19 protein-coding genes are annotated in these 18,911 nt (G+C 66.6%); 14 read left to right on the top strand and 5 right to left on the bottom strand.

Translation table 11 applies throughout. The annotated features are described in order from the left end of the window. Positions 1–6 precede the first annotated feature (6 nt). Positions 7–1,557 (bottom strand): glycerol-3-phosphate dehydrogenase, encoded by a 1,551-nt coding sequence (glpD, locus tag KU884_RS17280; protein WP_167783778.1) that lies wholly within the window; start codon positions 1,555–1,557, stop codon positions 7–9. Between the two features lie 104 nt (positions 1,558–1,661). Beyond that, positions 1,662–2,432, bottom strand: a complete 771-nt coding sequence (locus KU884_RS17275; RefSeq protein WP_167783777.1) for a DeoR/GlpR family DNA-binding transcription regulator — start codon at positions 2,430–2,432, stop codon at positions 1,662–1,664. Between the two features lie 195 nt (positions 2,433–2,627). Between KU884_RS17275 and gap the strand changes: the two genes are divergently transcribed. Next, the gene (gap, locus tag KU884_RS17270) at positions 2,628–3,644 is read left to right on the top strand and encodes a type I glyceraldehyde-3-phosphate dehydrogenase (protein WP_167783776.1); all 1,017 of its coding nucleotides are present in this window, start codon (positions 2,628–2,630) and stop codon (positions 3,642–3,644) included. Between the two features lie 63 nt (positions 3,645–3,707). Here gap and KU884_RS17265 read toward each other — a convergent pair whose 3' ends face one another. Continuing rightward, a complete protein-coding gene (locus KU884_RS17265) occupies positions 3,708–4,487 on the bottom strand; it encodes a class I SAM-dependent methyltransferase (RefSeq protein WP_167783775.1) in 780 nt (259 codons plus the stop codon). Positions 4,488–4,625: 138 nt separating this feature from the next. On the opposite strand from KU884_RS17265, the gene KU884_RS17260 reads away from it, so the two are divergent. The 3 genes from KU884_RS17260 to KU884_RS17250 are packed head-to-tail and all read left to right on the top strand — an operon-like array spanning position 4,626 to position 7,513. Next, a complete protein-coding gene (locus KU884_RS17260; protein ID WP_167783774.1) occupies positions 4,626–6,419 on the top strand; it encodes an alpha/beta hydrolase in 1,794 nt (597 codons plus the stop codon). A gap of 42 nt (positions 6,420–6,461) precedes the next feature. Next, a complete protein-coding gene (locus KU884_RS17255; RefSeq protein WP_167783773.1) occupies positions 6,462–6,692 on the top strand; it encodes a DUF2835 family protein in 231 nt (76 codons plus the stop codon). Then, the gene (locus tag KU884_RS17250) at positions 6,689–7,513 is read left to right on the top strand and encodes an HDOD domain-containing protein (RefSeq protein ID WP_167783772.1); all 825 of its coding nucleotides are present in this window, start codon (positions 6,689–6,691) and stop codon (positions 7,511–7,513) included. The genes KU884_RS17255 and KU884_RS17250 overlap by 4 nt, the downstream gene beginning before the upstream one ends. 42 nt (positions 7,514–7,555) lie before the next feature. On the opposite strand, the gene KU884_RS17245 is transcribed toward KU884_RS17250, so the two are convergent. Further along, positions 7,556–7,798: a hypothetical protein gene (locus KU884_RS17245; protein WP_167783771.1), complete on the bottom strand. Its 243-nt coding sequence runs from the start codon at positions 7,796–7,798 to the stop codon at positions 7,556–7,558. 144 nt (positions 7,799–7,942) lie between these two features. Here KU884_RS17245 and KU884_RS17240 point away from each other — a divergent pair, with 144 nt between their 5' ends. The 4 genes from KU884_RS17240 (at position 7,943) to KU884_RS17225 (ending at position 11,607) form a co-directional block, all read left to right on the top strand. Continuing rightward, positions 7,943–8,779, top strand: a complete 837-nt coding sequence (locus tag KU884_RS17240; RefSeq protein ID WP_167783770.1) for an alpha/beta fold hydrolase — start codon at positions 7,943–7,945, stop codon at positions 8,777–8,779. 50 nt (positions 8,780–8,829) lie between these two features. Then, positions 8,830–9,318, top strand: a complete 489-nt coding sequence (purE, locus tag KU884_RS17235; RefSeq protein ID WP_167783769.1) for a 5-(carboxyamino)imidazole ribonucleotide mutase — start codon at positions 8,830–8,832, stop codon at positions 9,316–9,318. Further along, positions 9,315–10,460, top strand: coding sequence for a 5-(carboxyamino)imidazole ribonucleotide synthase (locus KU884_RS17230; protein ID WP_167783768.1), 1,146 nt, complete (start codon positions 9,315–9,317; stop codon positions 10,458–10,460). The genes purE and KU884_RS17230 overlap by 4 nt, the downstream gene beginning before the upstream one ends. A 241-nt stretch (positions 10,461–10,701) precedes the next feature. Next, entirely contained in the window at positions 10,702–11,607 is a 906-nt protein-coding gene (locus KU884_RS17225) for a recombination-associated protein RdgC (protein WP_167783767.1), read from the top strand. A gap of 193 nt (positions 11,608–11,800) precedes the next feature. Here KU884_RS17225 and KU884_RS17220 read toward each other — a convergent pair whose 3' ends face one another. Then, the gene (locus KU884_RS17220; RefSeq protein WP_167783766.1) at positions 11,801–12,427 is read right to left on the bottom strand and encodes an arylesterase; all 627 of its coding nucleotides are present in this window, start codon (positions 12,425–12,427) and stop codon (positions 11,801–11,803) included. On the opposite strand from KU884_RS17220, the gene KU884_RS17215 reads away from it, so the two are divergent. The 6 genes from KU884_RS17215 to fabI all read left to right on the top strand — a co-directional run bounded on the left by KU884_RS17215 (position 12,426) and on the right by fabI (position 18,871). Continuing rightward, positions 12,426–13,112 carry an ABC transporter ATP-binding protein gene (locus tag KU884_RS17215; RefSeq protein WP_217351390.1) on the top strand — a complete coding sequence of 229 codons (687 nt, stop codon included), beginning with the start codon at positions 12,426–12,428 and terminating at the stop codon, positions 13,110–13,112. The two genes, KU884_RS17220 and KU884_RS17215, sit on opposite strands and share 2 nt — an antisense overlap. A 5-nt stretch (positions 13,113–13,117) precedes the next feature. Continuing rightward, on the top strand, positions 13,118–15,598 hold the full coding sequence (locus KU884_RS17210) for an ABC transporter permease (protein ID WP_254432102.1): 2,481 nt from the start codon (positions 13,118–13,120) through the stop codon (positions 15,596–15,598). Positions 15,599–15,676: 78 nt separating this feature from the next. Then, complete coding sequence (locus tag KU884_RS17205) at positions 15,677–16,120, top strand: MaoC family dehydratase (protein WP_254432101.1); 444 nt, start codon at positions 15,677–15,679, stop codon at positions 16,118–16,120. Beyond that, entirely contained in the window at positions 16,117–16,923 is an 807-nt protein-coding gene (locus KU884_RS17200; protein ID WP_167783764.1) for a hypothetical protein, read from the top strand. Before KU884_RS17205 ends, KU884_RS17200 begins: the two co-directional genes overlap by 4 nt. A 52-nt stretch (positions 16,924–16,975) precedes the next feature. Beyond that, entirely contained in the window at positions 16,976–17,881 is a 906-nt protein-coding gene (locus KU884_RS17195; RefSeq protein WP_167783763.1) for a mechanosensitive ion channel family protein, read from the top strand. Positions 17,882–18,097: 216 nt separating this feature from the next. After that, positions 18,098–18,871, top strand: a complete 774-nt coding sequence (gene fabI, locus KU884_RS17190) for an enoyl-ACP reductase FabI (protein WP_167783762.1) — start codon at positions 18,098–18,100, stop codon at positions 18,869–18,871. The last annotated feature ends 40 nt before the right edge of the window (positions 18,872–18,911 follow it).

Genomic DNA, 18,911 nt, shown 5'->3' with positions numbered 1-18,911 from the left:
GGTGTGTCAGCCGCTCGCACTTCTTCGCGCCGCAGGGGGGTGTTCGGTGCGATGCGCGAACCAGGCGTGGAGCGTGCACCCGGTGTCCTCGGTGATGTGCAGGCCCATGCGGGAACGTCGCCAGAGAACGTCCTCCGCGGTTCGGGCCCACTCGTAGCGGACCAGGTACTCCAGTTCCGCGGCGTAGATGCCGTCGCCCAGGTGCGCCCCCAGGTCGTCCAGGGAGCGGGCGTCGCCGAGCAGTGTGTGAATACGGGTGCCGTAGTTGCGGGCATACCGCCAGAGCAGACCCTCGGGGATGAAGGGGTACCTCTGCGCCAGCGTCGGCAGCCAGGCGTCGAAATCCGCATCGGGAATGTCGCCGCCGGGCAGCGTGGTGGCGGCGGTCCAGCGCCTGTCCGTGATGCCCAGCGGGGCGGCCAGCTGCGCAAGCACGTCCTCGGCCAGTGTGCGATAGGTGGTGATCTTGCCGCCGAACACCGACAGCAGCGGGGCCTCGCCATCCCGGGTGTCGAGATCGAGCACATAGTCCCGCGTCACCGCGGAGGCTTCCGCGGCGTGGTCATCATAGAGGGGGCGTACGCCGGCATAACTCCAGACCACATCGTCCGGGGTCACGGTGCGGCGGAAGTAACGGCCCACGGTTTCGCAGAGATAGGTGGTTTCCTCCGCCGAGATCGCGATCTTCCCCGGGTCGCCAGCGAAAAGTTCATCGGTGGTGCCGATCAGGGTGTAGTCATGCTCGTACGGGATGACGAAGACCACGCGACCGTCCGGATTCTGGAGCAGGTAGGCCTGATCGTGGTCGAACAGCCGGGGCACCACCAGGTGACTGCCCTTGACCAGGCGTACCTGCTTGTCTCCCTGCCGCTGCTGCTCACCGGTGATGGACTGCAGGAAGCTGCTCACCCAGGGGCCCGCGGCGTTCACCAGCGCCCTGGCGGTCAGGTTCGTCGTGTCGCCGCTGGTTTCGTCGCGCAGTTCCACGTGCCAGCGGTCGCCGGCACGACGCGCCCCGGTGCAGCTCGTGCGCGGCCGGATGTCCGCACCGCGCTCGGCGGCATCCAGGGCGTTCAGGGTGACCAGGCGGGAGTCCTGCACCCAGCAATCCGAGTAGATGTAGCCGTCGCGGAAGTCCCCATGCAGAGCCTTGCCCGCGTCGTGTGCCTGCAACTTGATGGCCCCCGAGCGCGCCAGGCTGGAACGTCCGCCCAAGTGGTCGTACAGGAACAGGCCCGTACGGATCATCCAGCGCGGCCGCAGGTTCCGGGTGTGGGGCATGACAAAGCGCATGGGCCAGATGATGTGTGGGGCTGCGCGCAGGAGCACCTCGCGCTCCCGCAGTGCCTTTCGCACCAACCCGAACTCGTAGTATTCGAGGTAGCGCAGCCCGCCGTGGATCAGTTTGGTGCTGGCGGAGGACGTGTGCGCGGCAAGATCGTCGCGCTCGCAAAGCAGCACGCGCAGGCCGCGTCCTGCCGCATCCCGTGCGATACCGGCGCCGTTGATGCCTCCGCCAACGACCACCAGGTCGTATGTTGCGTTTTCTGTTGTCATGATGTTCATCGGTTTTCAGTTTCAACTAAAAACGAACATAGCACGACAGAAATGAAGTGCAACCCGGTCTGGCAAATCGGGTCGGGTTCACCGGTAGGGAGGGGTTACTGCTGGTCGGCCACCACAACGCGTACGCCGGCGTCGCGCAGCTGGCCCTGCCACGCTTCCGGCGGCTCCCGGTCCGTAAACAGGGCGTCCAGCTCGCGCAGGTGGCCCAGTTCCACCATGGCGTTGCGGCCGAACTTGCTGTGATCGGTGGCCAGCCAGAACTGACGTGCCTGGGCCATGATCGCCTGAACCACCCGGACTTCGCGGTAATCGAAATCGAGCAGCGTGCCGTCGGCGTCGATGCCGGAGATGCCCGTGATGCCGAAGTCCACGCGGAACTGCCGCATGAAATCGATGGTGGCCTCGCCGGTGATGCCGCGATCGCGGGGGCGAACCACGCCGCCCGCAAGAATGATCTCGAAGGTGGGGTTGTTGGTCAGGATGGTGGCCACGTTCAGGTTGTTGGTGATGATGCGCAGCCCGTCATGCTGCAGCAGGGCCCGGGCCACCTCCTCGTTGGTGGTGCCCAGCGTGACGAACAGGGACGCCTGATCCGGGATTTCCGCTGCCAGCGCCCGAGCGATGCGCTGTTTGGCATCCAACTGCATGACCTTGCGTGCGCGGTAGGCAACGTTCTCCACGCTGGAGGGCAGGCCTGCACCGCCGTGATGCCGGCGCAGCAACCCAGTCGCGCACAGTTGGTTGACGTCCCGCCGAATGGTCTGCGGTGTCACCTCGAACTGCTCGGCAAGGCCGTCGATGGCCACGAAGCCGTCCTGACGGACGCGCTGCATGATGCGTTCCTGCCTGGGTGTCAGATCATCCATCGGCCCCTCTTCGTAATTGACTGGTTGTATTCGTTTGTGTTCAGTTGTATTGACTTTCGCTTAATAACGAAAACACCATGAAGGCGAGCATTCACCCATGGTACCGAACCAGTGTCCGCCGCGCCCGCGCGCCGTCGACGATGGACGGCATGCGCTTCAAGCCGGGGCCACCGACGGACCACACGGAGGAGAACGATGAGTTACAGAGTTGCCATCAACGGCTTCGGCCGGATCGGCCGCAATGCCCTGCGCGCCCTGTACGAGCAGGAACGGCGGGACGACCTCGAGATCGTCGCGATCAACGATCTGGGCGATGCCTCCACCAACGCCCACCTGCTGCGCCGGGATACGGTGCATGGGCCTTTCCCCGGCACCGTGGCGGTGGATGGTGACGCCCTGCTGGTGGAGGAGGACCGAATTCGGGTCTGCGCGGAGCGGGACCCGGCGAGGCTACCCTGGGCGGAGCTGCAGGTGGACGCCGTGCTGGAGTGCACGGGGCTGTTCACGAGCCGTGCCGGTGCCGGAGCCCACCTGGAAGCCGGCGCCGGCCGGGTGGTGATTTCCGCCCCCGGTGGCAGCGACGTGGATGCCACCATCGTCTACGGGGTCAACGACGGTGTGCTCACGTCCGGGCACCGGGTCATCTCCAACGCCTCGTGCACCACCAACAGTCTGGCGCCGCTGGTCAAACCCCTTCACGAGGCCATGGGCGTGGAGCACGGCCTGATGACCGCCATCCATTCCTACACCAATGACCAGGTCCTGAGCGATGTCTACCATAAGGACCTGCGCCGGGCCCGGTCAGCGACCCAGTCCATGATTCCCACCCAGACCGGCGCGGCGGCGGCGGTGGGCCTGGTCCTGCCGGAGCTCGCCGGGCGCCTGGACGGCTTCGCCGTGCGCGTACCCACCATCAACGTGTCGCTGGTGGACTTCACCTTTACGCCCTCCCGTGCGACGGACGCCGGAGAGGTGGACGCAGTCATTCGCGCCGCCGCCGACGGCCCGCTGGCCGGAGTACTCAAGGTCTGCGACGAGCCGCTGGTGTCGTCGGATTTCAACCACGACCCGGCATCCTCGACCTATGACCCCTCCCTCACCCGGGTGACCGAGGGCGGTCGTCAGATCAAGGTCTGCGCCTGGTACGACAACGAATGGGGGTTCTCGAGCCGCATGCTCGACACAACCCTCGCCCTGCTCCGGGCGGCCTGACCATGCCGCGCCGGACCCAGATCGTTGCCAGCAGCCTGCAGATTGTGACGATTCCCTGATGGCTTACCGGGAACCGGCGCCCGGGACCAGGTAAACATCAAAGCGGGTGCTGGCTCCCGGCACGGAGAAGTCCGGATCCGGTTCCGCCAGCGCTGCCGCCCGCCGCTGACGTTTGACGACAACCCGTTGCCGGGCGGCGCTCAGCGCGGCGTCGAGCAGTGTCGCCGTGGTCTCGCCGTGTCCCAGCAGCGCCTGCAGGTGCTGCATGGATTTCCCCGAACGTCCCCCGCCGCGCCTGGCCGCATACATGGGGTCGAGATAGACGATGTCCGGTCGCTGGTGTGCGGGCAACCCGCGTAGATAGGTGGCACTGTCGGCGGCCACCAGCTGCATGCGTCCGCGGATCTCCGCGGTGCGCGGGTCGCGGCCGGCGCGCTGAAGCCCGTCCTCCAGCAGGGCGGCGACCACCGGTGAACGCTCCACCAGCGTCACCCGGCATCCGGCTGCGGCCAGAATCGCCGCGTCCTGCCCGAGTCCTGCGGTGGCGTCCAGGACGTCCGGTCGTGCCCCGCGGCGGGCACCCACGGCACGCACCAGGCCTTCCCGGGTCGGGCCCGCCGTGGTCAGCCGCCGCAGGAAGGCGGGCTCCAGGAAGTCCACGCGGATCGGCCCCGGGGACCCGGCCCGGGAGTCGCCTAGTTGCACCGCCCCATCGCCCACCCACAGCCGGAGTCCGTCGGGCTGACCGGGGCCGGCCAGTGGCAGCGACCAGCGCTGTGCCAGTTCCCGGGCCTGCGTGTCCGTGTCCCCGCTCATCGGGGCCAGGTAACACTGTTCGGTCATTCCAGGTTTTTTTTAAAGTATCGAGAAAACAGCATCTTGTGCCTCCCCTGTGTGAGGTTTTCCAGTTGAGGGGGGCTCCCCTGTGCCGTAGGATACAACGACGCCGCCGGTGCGGCTGTTTCCCGAGGTGAGAGTCCCATGATCGATCGATATACCCTGCAAACCGGTTCCATGGACCCCCAGGAGCTATCCCGGACTTTGGTGGACATTACTGCCCGCAGCCAGGAGCTGGTCAACGACTTCGTCAGCCGGGAGAAGTCCGCGTATCGGATCGACGTGGATGACGCGCTGCACCTGGCCGGCATGTTCCAGCAGCTGGCCAGCCGCATGGCGGCGAATCCGGTGGAGCTGGCGCAGGCGCAGATCGCGTTCTGGCAGGACTACATGCAGCTCGCCAACAACACCGCCATGCGCTTCTGGGGCCAGGCCGGTGACACGGTGATTCACCCGCCCCGGGGCGACAAGCGGTTCGACCACGATGCCTGGGACGAGAGCCCGATCTTCGATTTCATCAAGCAGTCCTACCTGCTTGCGGCGGACTATCTCCACTCCACCGTGCGCAACGTGGACGGTCTGGACGAGGCCACCGCCCGCAAGGTGGACTTCCACACCCGGCAGTTCGTGGATGCCCTCTCGCCCACGAATTTCATCGCCACCAATCCGGAGGTGCTGCAGAAGACGGTGTCCACCGGTGGGCAGAATCTGCTGCGGGGGTTGCGCAATCTCCTGGATGACCTGGCCGCCGGCCAGGGGCGGTTGCGGATCAACATGTCGGACACCGAGGCCTTTGAGGTGGGCCGGAACCTGGCGGTGACCCCGGGAAAGGTCATTTACCAGAACGATCTCATCCAGCTGATCCAGTACACCCCGACCACGGAGAAGGCTTATAAGCGGCCGCTGCTGTTCGTGCCGCCGTGGTTGAACAAGTACTACATCCTCGATCTCCAGCCCCACAACTCCATGATCCGCTATATGGTGGACCAGGGGCACACGGTGTTCGTGATCTCCTGGAAGAACCCCACCGGCGAGTACGCCGGCAAGACCTTTGCCGACTACATGTTCGAAGGGCCTCTGGCGGCGCTGGACGCTATTGAAGAGGCCACCGGCGAGCGCGAGGTGAACTGCGTCGGCTACTGCATCGGCGGCACCCTGATGGGCGCGACCCTTGCCTACATGGCAGAGCAGGGGGACGAGCGCATCCGCTCCATCACCTTCTTCACCGCAATGCTGGATTTCAACGCCCCGGGGGAGCTGGAGATCTTCATCGACGAGGAGCAGCTGGACAACCTCGAGCGGCGCATGGACAGCCAGGGGTTCCTGGAAGGCCCGGCCATGGCCAATACCATGGCCAGCCTGCGCGCCAACGATCTGATCTGGTCCTTCTTCATCAACAACTACCTCAAGGGCGACGACCCGTTCCCCTTCGACCTGCTTTACTGGAACCAGGACTGCACCAACATGCCGGCGGAGATGCAGACCTTCTATCTCCGCAACATGTACCAGGAAAACCGCCTCAAGGATCCGGGCGGCATCGTGCTGGAGGGCGTGCCCATCGATCTGCGTCGCATCGATATGCCGCACTGCTTCGTCTCCGCGCGGGAGGATCATATCGCCCCCTGGCGCACCTGTTACCGGGGCGTGCACCTGATGAACGGGCCCAACCGGTTCATCCTGGGTGGAGCCGGGCACATCGCCGGCATCATCAATCCGCCGTCCATGACCAAGTACAGCTACTGGACCAGCCCCGAGACGCCACCCACCGCTGCCGAGTGGCTGGACACCGCCGAACGCCACGACGGTTCCTGGTGGCCCGAGTGGAATCAGTGGCTGGTGGAGCAGGACGACCGCCAGGTCGCGGCCCGTACCCCCGGCGACGGTAAGCTCGAGCCCATCGAGGATGCCCCGGGCAGCTACGTCAAGGAGAAAGCCTGACGGTCACCGGCCGCGCCGGGGCGAGGAAGGGGGCAGCAGGACATGCCGGTCGCTGACTTTCACCTCGACGTCTCCCGGGACGAAATGCTCGCATACTATGCCGGGCACGGCAGTCGTGTGGTGGTTCAGAGTGACACCGGGCTCTGGATCCAGTTTCCAGCCAGTCGATTGCGCGCTTTTGTGAACCATGACGGCGTTCACGGACGTTTTCGTCTTTACTATGACGAGTCGGGGCATATCGAACGGCTGGAAAAGCTGCAAGGACAAGAATGACCGAGCAGGATCTGGAAAAACTCGAAGAGCTGCCCACGCTCCCCCGATTCGTCCGGGACATCCTGGCGGTGGTCAACGACAAGGATGCTCCCCTGGCCGAGGTGGCCAGGGCGCTGGCGGTGGATCCGGGGACCAGTGCACGGGTGGTCGCGGCCGCCAATGCGGCCTTCTTCACCGGCTACCAGCCCATATACAGCGTCGACGACGCCGCCGTGCGGCTGGGCCTCAATCGCGTGCGGGTGCTGGCCTCCACCGCGCTTCTCAGCGCTCAGTTCCGCGCCGACGCCTGCCCGGCGTTCGACCAGGCGCGTTTCTGGTGCGCGAGCATGAATGTCGCCATGTGTGCCAGTAAGCTGGCAAACTATGTGCCGCTGGAAACGGGGACCCCTGCTTCCTACCTGGCCGGGCTTGTGCACAATATCGGCGTTCTGGCCAATGCCTACACCTTCCCGCAGGAAATGAATCGAGTGCTGGTAGAGGCCGCGGACGGAGCGCATTGCATCGAGGCCCTGGAGATCGATCATCTCGGCTTTGACCACCTGCAATCGGGGGCAGCGGTGCTGCGGCGCTGGGAGTTGCCGGAGCCCATCATTACCGCGGTGAGCCATCACGCCGACCCCGACTATCGCGGGGAGTGGTCGCGGCTGACGGCCATGATCGGCGCCAGTGTCGACTGGTACCGACACGGCTTCGAAGGAGCACCTGGCGGCCGCATTCTGCGAGGCATCTCGGAATCCAAGTTGCGCAACATTGCCATGAGCTGCCAGCGCGAGGACAAGCAGCTCCAGGTGTTCTCGGCCCAGCTCGGGAGTGCTGCTTGAGGACTTCCTGACGGGGGGCGGGGCCAGGTGCGAGGGCGTGCTTCAGGCCCGGGTATCCACCAGTTGCCCGAGGGTTTCCATCGCTTCATCGATGCTGCTCACGGTGTTTACCGCGGCGCGACCGAGGTTCGCGTTACTGGTGGACTCCACCAGGGCGGTGTTCAGGTCTTCATCCTCCGAGACACCAGCGGTGGTGCGGGCCACCGTTTCCGCGTTGCGCTGCAGGCCCTGATCCGCACGCTGGAGAGCGGCGGAGGCCGAGTTGAATGCGCTGTTAATGTCCATGGCGGATTCTCCGGAGACTTGCCCAATGGCAATTGTCCTCTTCGCTGTCAGGGCCGAATGTGAACTGCGTCACATTACCGATGTCTTGTGATTGCCCGGGGGGCTGCCCATAATCCACGGCCCGTTCCGCGGTCAGAACATCCCATGAAGCAGGAGCGACTGACAAGCCTTGATGGTCTGTCGCTGCCGGTGCAGCGCACCGGCAGCGGCCCGCCGTTGATCATCGTCCCGGGCTGGCTGGCGACACCCGCCGACTGGCAGCCGGTGATCCAGCGCCTCGCCGATCAGCACACCTGCTACATCTGGGAGGCGCGGCCGTGGCACCACGACCACCCCACCATTGCCGCCATGGCGGACGACCTGCGGGCACTGGTGGCGGCGCTGGCGCCGCAGGGCCCCAGCGTGCTGGGCCATTCCATGGGCGCGCTGACCTGCTGGGAGTATGTTCGGCGCCATGGCTGCAGTGACCTCACGACTCTCTGCCTGGTGGACCAGACCCCGCGCATGGTCACCGGCGAAGACTGGGCGCTGGGGCTGGAAGGCGGCTTCCCGCCGGAGAGCAACCGCGCCCTCATCGACTGGATGTGGCAGGATTTTCCCGCCGCTGCCATGGACGTCATCTCTCGTGGTCGACGCGTCGCGCCCGGCAGCGGCGCCGCCCGCCTTGAAGCCATGTTCCGCGAGACCCGGCGCCGGCGTCTGGAAGCCCTGGAGCCGGCGCCCTGGATCCGCGCCTGGGAGAGTTTTTCCTGGCAGGACTACCGCGATGTGCTACCGCAGGTCCAGGTGCCGACACTGCTGATCTACGGCGCGGCCAGTTTCTACGGCATGGAGGTGGCGCGCTACGTCCATCGTCGCACGCCGGATTCCCGGCTTCGCATTCACGCCGTCGCCGGACACTCGCCCCATCAGGACGATCTGCCGGGGGTGGTGGAGGACATTCGCCGCTTCACGGCGGCCAGGCAACCCTGCACTCCCTGATGCCGACGGAACGGTGGTAGAATTCCGGGTTTTTCCCGGGGATAACCGTTATGACGCAGCAACCCCTGGTAGGCGTGATCATGGGCAGCAAGTCCGACTGGGACACCATGGCCCACGCCGACGAGGTCCTCAGCGAGTTCCACGTCGCCCATGAGTGCCGGATCGTCTCCGCACACCGGACGCCGGCATGGATGGCAGAGTACGCCGCCGAGGCGGAGCAGCGCGGACTGGAGGTGATCATTGCCGGTGCCGGCGGGGCCGCGCATCTACCGGGCATGGTGGCGGCGCAGACGACGCTGCCGGTGCTGGGCGTGCCCGTGGAAAGCCGGACCATGAAGGGCCTGGATTCGCTCTATTCCATCGTCCAGATGCCCGCCGGCGTGCCCGTGGGCACGCTGGCCATCGGCACTGCCGGCGCCCGCAATGCCGCGCTGTTCGCCGTGTCCATTCTGGCCAACAGCCGCCCGGATCTGCGCCAGCGCCTGCACGCCTTCCGCGAGCATCAGGCGCGCAAGGTGCGGGAGGACAGCCTGCCGTGAGTCAGGTGATTCTCCCCGGCGCCACCATCGGCATTCTCGGTAGCGGCCAGCTCGGGCGCATGGCGGCCTCCGCTGCCCGCCGTCTGGGCTATCGCGTGCACACCCTGTCGCCGGATACGGATACGCCCACCGGCCACCTGGCGGACCGTGAGTTCACCGCCGCCTACGAGGACCTGGATGCCGTCACCGCCTTCGCCCAGTCCGTGGACGTGGTGACCTTCGAGTTCGAGAACGTGCCCTCGGCCACCACCGAGTGCGCGGAGCGCCACGCCCCGGTGCGACCGGCGGGGCGGGTGCTCCATGTCTGCCAGCACCGGCTGCGGGAGAAGCGCTTTCTCCGGGATAACCGCTTCCCGGTGACGCCGTTCCGGGAGATCCCCGACCGCGCTGCGCTGGATGGGGCCATCGACGAGCTGGGCCTGCCCGCCGTGCTCAAGACTGCCGGCTTCGGCTACGACGGCAAGGGGCAGGCCGTGATCCGGACGGAGGCCGACATCGATGCCGCCTGGCAGAGCATCGGCTCCGGCGAGGCGGTCCTGGAGACCCTGGTGGATTTCGACTGCGAGGTCTCCGTGATCGCCGCCCGCGGGCTGGACGGCGCGTTTGCGCACTGGGGTGTGGTGGCCAACGACCACAGTAACCACATCCTGGACGTCTCCGTGCCCGATGCCCCCGTGACCCAGCCGGTGCGCGAGCGGGCCGTGGAGGTGGCGCGGGGAATCATGGAGAGCCTGGACGTGGTGGGTGTGCTGTGCGTGGAATTCTTCCTCCGCGCCGACGGCGAACTCCTGGTCAATGAGCTGGCGCCGCGGCCGCACAACTCCGGGCATTTCAGCTTCGATGCCAGTGTCACCAGTCAGTTCGAGCAGCAGGTGCGCGCCGCCTGCGGCCTGCCCCTGGGCAGTACCGAGCTGCTGCGCCCGGCGGCCATGGTCAACCTGCTGGGCGATCTCTGGAGCGCCGGCGAGCCGGACTGGGCCCGTGCCCTGCGGGATCCGCAGGTGAAACTGCACCTGTACGGCAAGCGCGAACCCAAGCCCGGCCGCAAAATGGGCCACATGGTCGCCTTCGGCAGCGACCGTGACGACGCCCGCACCCGCGCCCTGGCCGCCCGCGCGGCCCTGACGGACACTGGGATCTAAATCTCCGTAGGAGACCGTAGGGTGCATCTTGATGCACCGAAACTGCGTCGCATCGAGCCGCTTCGGCCTGCATGTAAAGGAAGCGGTAGAGCGGACCTTCAGGTCCGCCGATCGAGCTTCGATGGCCCTCCTTGGCTTGCATGTCTTTTTCCGGCGGACCTGAAGGTCCGCCCTACGGTACGCCGACGTGGCCTGAAGCCGCCCGGACCATCAATCCGAAACCGACAAGGAACACCCCGCAATGTGGTTCAAGAACGTCTGCCTCTACACCCTGGAACAGGACTTCCCCTACGACGCCGAGAGCCTGGACGAGCGCCTGGCGCGCGACGGCTTCGAACCCTGCGGCCGGCTGGACATGGAATCCGGCGGCTTCAGCCCGCCGTTGGGCGAGGGCGCCACCCAGCTGGTGCATCCCACCGGGCCGTGCCTGATGCTGGCGCTCAAGGAGGAGAGCAAGCTTTTGCCCGCCGGCGTCATCCGCGAGAGCCTGGACGAGCGCGTGCAGGCCATCGAGGCGCAGGAAGACCGCAAGGTGCGCAAGAAGGAAAAGGACCGTCTCAAGGACGAGATCGTTCTGGACCTCCTGCCCCGCGCATTCAGCCGGAGTAAGCGCACCTTCGGCTATATCGACACCCGCAACGGCTGGCTGCTGGTGGACGCCGCCACCTGGAAAAAGGCCGAGGAGTTCACCGAGCGCCTGCGTGACGTGCTAGGCACTTTCCCGGTGCAGCCGCCGGAGGCGGACACTGCCCCCCAGGCGGTGATGACCCGCTGGCTCACCCGGGATGCACCGCCGTCGGATTTCGCACTGGGCGACGAGTGCGTGCTGGTGGATCCGGAACTGGAAGGCGGCGAAGTGCGCTGCAAGCGCCTTGATCTGTCGTCGGCCGAGGTCAAGAACCACCTCAAGGCCGGCAAGCGCGTCTCCCGGCTGGCGCTGACCTGGCAGGACCGGGTCAGCTTCGTCCTGGACGCCGACATGAGCCTCAAGCGCCTGCGTTTCCTGGACGCTGTCCAGGACGAACGCGCCGAGACCGAGACCAACACCGACGCCGAACGCTTCGACAGCGATTTCGCCATCATGAGCCTGGAGCTCTCCCGCCTCATGCCGCGGCTGCTGGAGGTCATGACCGACGACCAGGGGTAGGGTGGACGTTCACGTCCACCTTCTGGGACATGCGAACCGTGGTGGTTGGTCGAACCGCGGAATGGTGGACCTGAAGGTCCACCCTAAAATTGTGGGAGCGACGTCAGTCGCGATCTCCCAGAGCCCGCGCAGGGTGAGCATCGTAGGGCGGACCTTCAGGTCCGCCGATCGGGTGCCACCGGCGCCGGGAACCTTACTCCTCCAGCATTGGTCTCAGTTCCGACCAGATGTTGTCCAGGATGCGCTCCTGCGCTTCGACGCCGGGATGGATGCCGTCGTACTGCATCAGCGACGAATCCTCGGCGACACCGTCGAGAATCCGGGGCACGAGCGGCAGATCGTTTTCCGTGGCAACATTGGCGAAGGTGTCGGCAAAACGGTCGGTATAGGCGCGACCGTAGTTCGGGGGGATGCGCACGCCGGCGATCAGGACCCGGGCGCTGCTCTCCCGGGCCGTATCGACCATGCGCTGGAGATTGTTCTCGATCTCCCCGGGGCTGACGCCGCGGAGGCCGTCGTTACCGCCCAGGGCAATGACGACGATGGCCGGTTCGTGCTGTTCCAGCGCCCGGGGCAGCCGGCTGAGGCCGTTGCGCGTGGTGTCGCCGCTGGTGCTGGCGTTGGCGGCGCGCCAGTCGTAGCCCTCCTGGCGCATGCGCTGGTCCAGCAGGGCCACCCAGCCCTGGTCCCGATCCATGCCGTAGGCGGCGCTGAGGCTGTCGCCCAGCACCAGGATGGTCCGTTCCCCGGCCTGCACCGGGGTCAGCAACAACAGCAGCAGTATCGCAACACTGAACCGAATCAGGAGCGTGCAACGCATGGTGGACCAGCAGCCGGGCAACGTCTTGCGAACCGAAAATCTGGGCATGGTGTTTCAGGGTCCCGAAGGTGTCATTCGCCTGTTTCAGGACATCAATCTTGCCATTGATGGCGGTGAAACGCTCGCCATTCTGGGGGCATCGGGCTCGGGGAAGTCCACCCTGCTGGGCCTGCTGGCGGGGCTTGACGTGCCCACCGAGGGCCGCGTCTACGTGGGCGACTCCGAGCTGACGGCGCTGGATGAGGATCAGCGGGCCCGTGTCCGTGGCGAGCAGATCGGTTTCGTGTTCCAGGCGTTCCATCTGCTGGGCGGCCTCACTGCCCTGGAGAACGTGATGATGCCCCTGGAGCTGACCGAGCGCCCGGATGCCGAGGGCGCCGCGCATCGCGCTCTGGAGCGTGTCGGGCTGCAGGACCGCACCGGCCATTATCCCAAACAGCTCTCCGGTGGTGAGCAGCAGCGCGTGGCCATCGCCCGCGCATTCGTCAGCGCCCCCAGGCTGTTGTTTGCCGACGAACCCACGGGCAATCTGGACCGTGCCACCGGCGAGCGCATCCAGGACCTGCTGTTCGAGCTCAACAGCGCTCAGGGTACGACCCTGGTGGTGGTCACCCATGACCCGGCCCTGGCTCAGCGCTGCCAGCGGGTACTCCATCTGGACGGCGGCCAGCTGGTGGCGGCATGAGGGCCATGCGCCAGGGCTTGCGGTTGCTCCAACGGGACTGGCGCGCCGGCGAGCTGCGTCTGCTGGCCACCGCGGTCGTGCTCGCCGTCACTGCCATCACCGCCGTTGCCTGGCTGGCGGATCGGGTAGCCGCCGGCACCGAAGGCCGGGCCTCGGAACTGCTGGGTGCGGACCGTGCCATCTCCAGTACCGCGGAAATACCCACGGCACTGGAAAGCCGCGCCCTGGACCTGGGCCTGGAAACCACGCGGACCCTGGAGTTCACCAGTGTCATCCTGTCCGGCGACGACACTCTGCTCACCGCGGTCAAGGCCGTGGGCGGGGCCTACCCCCTGCGCGGTGAACTGGAAATCGGACCCGACGCCGATGCCCAGCGCCAGCCGGCAGAGGGGGTTCCGTCCTCCGGGGAGGTCTGGGTGGAGCCCAGGGTGCTGCTGCAACTCGAGCTGGAGCCCGGCGACACCATTGAGCTGGGCGCCTCGACCCTGACCATCGGTCAGGTCCTGTTCCTGGAGCCCGACCGCGGCGGTGGCTTTCAGAGCCTGGCCCCACGGGTGATGATGCACCTGGATGATGTTGCCGGGACCGAACTGCTGCAGGAGGCCAGTCGCGTGCGCCACCGGCTGCTGGTGGCCGGCGATGCCGACGCCGTCAGTGCATGGGCGCGGCAGGTCGAGCCGGAACTCAGTGATGACGCCGCGCTGGAGGCACCCGGCCAGGAACAGCCCGGGGTGGCGCAGGCCATGGAGGTGGCTGAGCGCTTCCTCGGCCTGAGTGCACTGCTGACGGTGATCGTCGGCGGTGTGGCCATGCTGCTGACCATCCGCCGCTACGCCGCCCGTCATCTGGATCGCGTGGCGGTGATGCGCTGCCTGGGCGCCACCCAGCGCCAGATCGTGGCCATGCTCACCTGGAAAATGGCCTGGCTGGGCCTGTTTGCTGGGCTTGCGGGGACGGTACTCGGTTACCTGGTGCATTTGCTGATGCTGGCGCTGGTGGCCGAATACCTGCCGGATCTGCCCGCTCCCTCGTGGCGCCCGGGTGTCATCGGCCTGCTCACCGCTCAGGTGATCCTGCTCGGTTTCGCCATACCCACGGTGCTGCGTCTCAAGCGCGTCCCGCCGTTGCGGGTGTTGCGGCGGGATCTGGGGGATCACGTCTACCGGGGCGCCGGCGTCTACGTGGTCGCGCTACTGGCGGTGTTCGGCCTGATGTGGTGGCAGGCCGGCGACCTGGTGCTGAGCGTCTACGTCTTCGGCGCCGTGCTAGGGGCGCTGGCCGCCCTGGGCCTGGCGGCCGCCGCCGTGATCGCCTTGTTGCGCATGGGCCGGGGCCGGCGCGGCAGCGCCTCGCTGCTGCTCTCCGGGCTGGTGCGTCGCCCCTGGACTGCTTCCATCCAGATCATGGCCCTGGGGCTGGGGCTCACGGCGCTGCTGCTGCTTACCCTGGTGCGCAACGACCTGCTGGCCACCTGGCAGGAGGGCGTCCCGGAGGATGCCGCCAACTACTTCCTGATCAACATCCAGCCCGAAGAGGTGGACGATCTGGCGGCCAGGCTGGACGACGCCGGCCTCGAGAGCAGCGTCTACCCCATGGTCCGCGGCCGTCTCGTGGGCATCAACGACCGTGACATCAGTCCGTCGGACTTCGATGAGCCGCGCACCCAGCGCCTGGTGGGCCGGGAGTTCAACCTCTCCTGGCTGGAGCATCTGCCGGAGGACAACCGCGTGGTTGCCGGCGAGTTCTGGAACGCCGACACCGGTGACGCCGAGCAGTTCTCCCTGGAGGAGGAAATGGCGGAGCGCCTGGGGGTGGGCGTGGGCGACGTGCTGCACTTCGAGGTGGCCGGCCAGCGCTACAGCGCACCCATCACCAACGTCCGCGCCGTCCAATGGGACAGCTTCAACGTCAACTTTTTCGCCGCGGCGGCCCCGGGCCTGCTGGACGACGCCCCGGCCACCTACATCACCAGCTTCTACCTGCCCTCCGAGCAGTCCGCGCTGGTGGGGCAGCTAGTGCGGGAGTTTCCCAGTGTGACCCTGATCGACGTCAACGCCATCCTCGACACCGTGCGCGGGATCATGGAGCAGGGCGCCCGGGTGGTGGAACTGATGGCCTTCCTGACCCTGCTCTCGGGGCTGGTGGTGCTGCTGGCGGCGTTGCAGGTCACCCGCGAGGAGCGCCAGTTCGAGAGTGCGCTGCTGCGGTCCATGGGCGCTCGGCGCGCCCTGATCCGGCGCCTGGCGGGGGTCGAGTTCCTCCTGCTGGGCGGTGTGGCCGGGCTGCTGGCAGGCGCCGCCGCGACCATTGCCGGCGTGGTGATCGGTCGCCAGTTGTTCGAGCTGGATTACGCCTTCAACCCGTGGTTCCCGTTGATCGGTGCGCTGGTGGGGGCCGTGGTCGTCGCCCTGGCGGGGCTGCTCGCGACCCGGCGGCTGTACCGCGTCTCGCCCATGCGACTGCTGCAGGATGCCGAGGAAGGGTAGCGGTTTTCGCACTGCGACAACGATCACGGTAGGCTGACGCACTCAGGCACGCACTCGCAGACGACGGGAGGATCTCTCTTGTATCAGGGTTACTGTTTCGAAGAACTGGAAGTGGGCATGAGCGCCTCCTTCGGCAAGACGGTCACCGAGGCGGACCTTGCCAATTTCGCCGGGGTCAGCACCGACTTCAACCCCGTGCACATGGACGAGGAGTTCGCCGCCGGCACCCGCTTCCAGGGGCGCATCGCCCACGGCCTGCTCAGCGGTGCCTATATCTCCGCCGTGCTCGGCATGCAGTTGCCCGGGCCGGGAGCGATCTACCTGGAGCAGTCCTTCCGTTTCCGCGCTCCAGTACGTATCGGCGATCGCGTTGTCTCCCGTGCGGAAGTCACCGAGCTCATGCCCGAGAAGCACATCGTGACCCTGCGTACCGAGTGCCGCGTTGCCGACAAGCGCGTGGTCACCGGCGAAGCCACGTTGATGGTGCCTTCCCGGATCCAGCGGGAGGAGGCCGGGCAATGACCCCGGTGGAGCGGCTGAGGCCGGATGCCTGGGTGGGTGATTTCACCGTGCCGGTGGATCACACGCTGGCACTGACGGTGGGCCCGTTGTCCTTGACGGTCCACCGGAGCCGGCAGGAATGGCTGATCCGCCACCAGAGCAAGGGCGACTTGTACGACGACCAGGTCACGCTGGAGGAGCGGCAAGAGCAGCGCAATGAGCCCGAAGACCGTTCCGAGCAGCGGTTCGTCGTCTCCGGAGACAGCAGTGTAGTTCAGATCGGCGTGCGTCTGCCGGACCGCGGCATTGTCTCACGCCCAATGACGCCGCTGAGCATTCCCTCCGGCGAGGCGGTGCGGCTCTACCTCAGCTACCCCCTGTGGGTGAACATCGGGGTTGGGGAACCGGCGCGCTCGCTGCTGGAGTTCCCCAGCTTCCGCCTGTCGGACACCTGGTTCGGGGATAACACCCGGGAGGGCGTGCTCTGCTATGGCACCCGCAGCCGTTGCCGACTGAACCTGGCCGACCACCCGCATCTGCCCTGCCGGGCAATCACGCCCCTGGCCATTCGCAACCGGGCCGATACCACGCTGCTCCTGGAGAAGGTGCGGCTGCCGGTGTCCGTGCTCAGCCTGTATCGTGATGGCGACGGTCGCTTCTGGACCCAGGACGTGACCCTGACACGGCAGGCCAGCGGCGGCATGGCGGACCTGGCATTGGGCAACGGAGCACCATCGGAGGCGGGCCACGCGGAGAAAATCGCCGAACCGCGGGAGACACCGCAGCGCAATACCCTGGTGCGGGCGTTCAGCGCGCTGTTCTGAGGAATGCTCGCAATGACAACGAATCGTGGCCGGGTAATCGTGGAGACAGATCGTGGGTGAGCTGGGCACTGGCCTCTGGAACCAACTGCTGGGCGTCAACTGGGCCGGCTGGCTGCAGGCGGCCATCATCCTGTTCGTGGGCTGGTTGCTGGCGCGGCTCGTGGCCCGCGCGGCCGGCCGTCTGCTGGCCCTGCGGCTGGACGTCCACCAGACCATCATCCTCCGCCGGGTGGTGTTCTACGTCATCCTCGGCCTGGTGGTCGCCTCGGCGCTCCACCAGCTGGGTTTCCGTCTCGGCGTGCTGCTGGGCGCGGCGGGCATCCTCACCGTGGCCATCGGCTTCGCCTCCCAGACCTCCGCCTCCAACCTCATCAGCGGCCTGTTCCTGATCGCCGAACGCCCGTTCCAGATCGGCGATTTTGTTCAGATCGGCGACACCGTCGGTGAAGTCCTGGCCATCGATCTGCTGTCGGTGAAGCTGCGCACCCGGGACAACCTGTTCGTGCGCGTGCCCAACGAGACCCTGGTCAAAGCCCAGGTCACCAACTTCTCGCGCTTCCCCATCCGGCGCTTCGACATGAAAGTCAGTGTTGCCTACAAGGAAGACCTGGACCGGGTAAAAAACACCCTGGAGGCCGTCAGCGACGCCAACCCGCTGTCCCTGGAAGAGCCCAAACCGCAGCTGTTCTTCCTGGCCTTCGGCGACTCCGGCATCGAACTCCAGTACTCCGTGTGGACCCTTCGGGAGAACTTCATAGAGCTGCGCAACGGCCTGCCCATGGAAGTGAAAAAGGCCTTCGACGCCGCCGGCATCCAGATTCCGTTCCCGCACGTGAGCCTGTACGCCGGCAGCGCCACGGAGCCTTTCCCCGTGCGGCAGGTGGAGCCGGTCGAGCGCGCTCGGGAACAGCGCCGCCCGGATGACTCAGATCAAGAGGATGTTGGCAGTACGCGTTAAGCTGGGATGCGTTACGGTGCAGCGCAGCATATTCTGCGATGGTCGGCTTGAATTCCCAGGGAGCACCGAGGGCGGGACGACACTTCCGGGGTGTCGCTGGCCATGGATGGCCAGCGCCAAGCGTACATGGATGTATTCACAGCGTCCCCGGAAGTGTCGTCCCGCCCTCGGTGCCCCGGATCGAAGGCACCTTCAACAGTGGGGTCAGAAACAGCAATGTCCGATTTCCTCTCATTGAAAGGCAAGCGCGGCCTCGTCGTCGGCGTCGCCAACGAGGATTCCATCGCCTGGGCCTGTGCCAGGGCCTTCCACGAACTGGGCGCCGAACTGGCAATGACCTACGTCAACGACAAGGCCCTGCCGTGGGTCCGCCCCCTGGCCGAGCGCGTGCACGCCAGCCTGTTCATGCCCTGCGACGTCCGCGAGCCCGGTCAGCTGGAATCCGTATTCGAAACCATCGAAGCCGAATGGGGCCAGCTCGACTTCCTGCTGCACTCCATCGCCTTCGCCCCCAGAGACGACCTGCACGCCCGCGTGGTGGACAGCAGCCAGGCCGGCTTCCTCCAGGCCATGGACGTCTCCTGCCACAGCTTCCTGCGCATGGCACACATGGCCGAGCCCCTCATGCCCAGAGGCGGCGCCCTGCTCACCGTCAGCTTCTACGGTGCGGAAAAGGTGGTGGAAGACTACAACCTCATGGGGCCCGTGAAAGCCGCCCTGGAAGCCAGCGTGCGTTACGCCGCCGCAGAGCTCGGCCCCCAGGGCATCCGCGTGCACGCGCTCTCGCCCGGCCCGCTGAAGACCCGTGCCGCGTCCGGCATCCAGCGCTTCGACGACCTCCTGGAGCGCGCCCGGCAGCGTGCACCCCAGGACAACCTGGCAGACATCGATGACGTCGGTGCCGCTGCGGCGTTCCTGGTCAGTGACCGGGCCAGGACCATCACCGGCAACACCACCTACATCGACGCCGGCTACCACGTGGTCGGCTGACCACAAGGAAAGACCAATGGGCAGCAAGAATCACGCGGAC

The sequence above is a fragment of the Aquisalimonas sp. 2447 genome, assembly GCF_012044895.1.
In the GTDB taxonomy this organism is placed as follows: Bacteria; Pseudomonadota; Gammaproteobacteria; order Nitrococcales; family Aquisalimonadaceae; genus Aquisalimonas.
The sequence above is the reverse complement of the archived record's forward strand: the minus strand, read 5'-3'. Positions and strand labels throughout refer to the sequence as shown.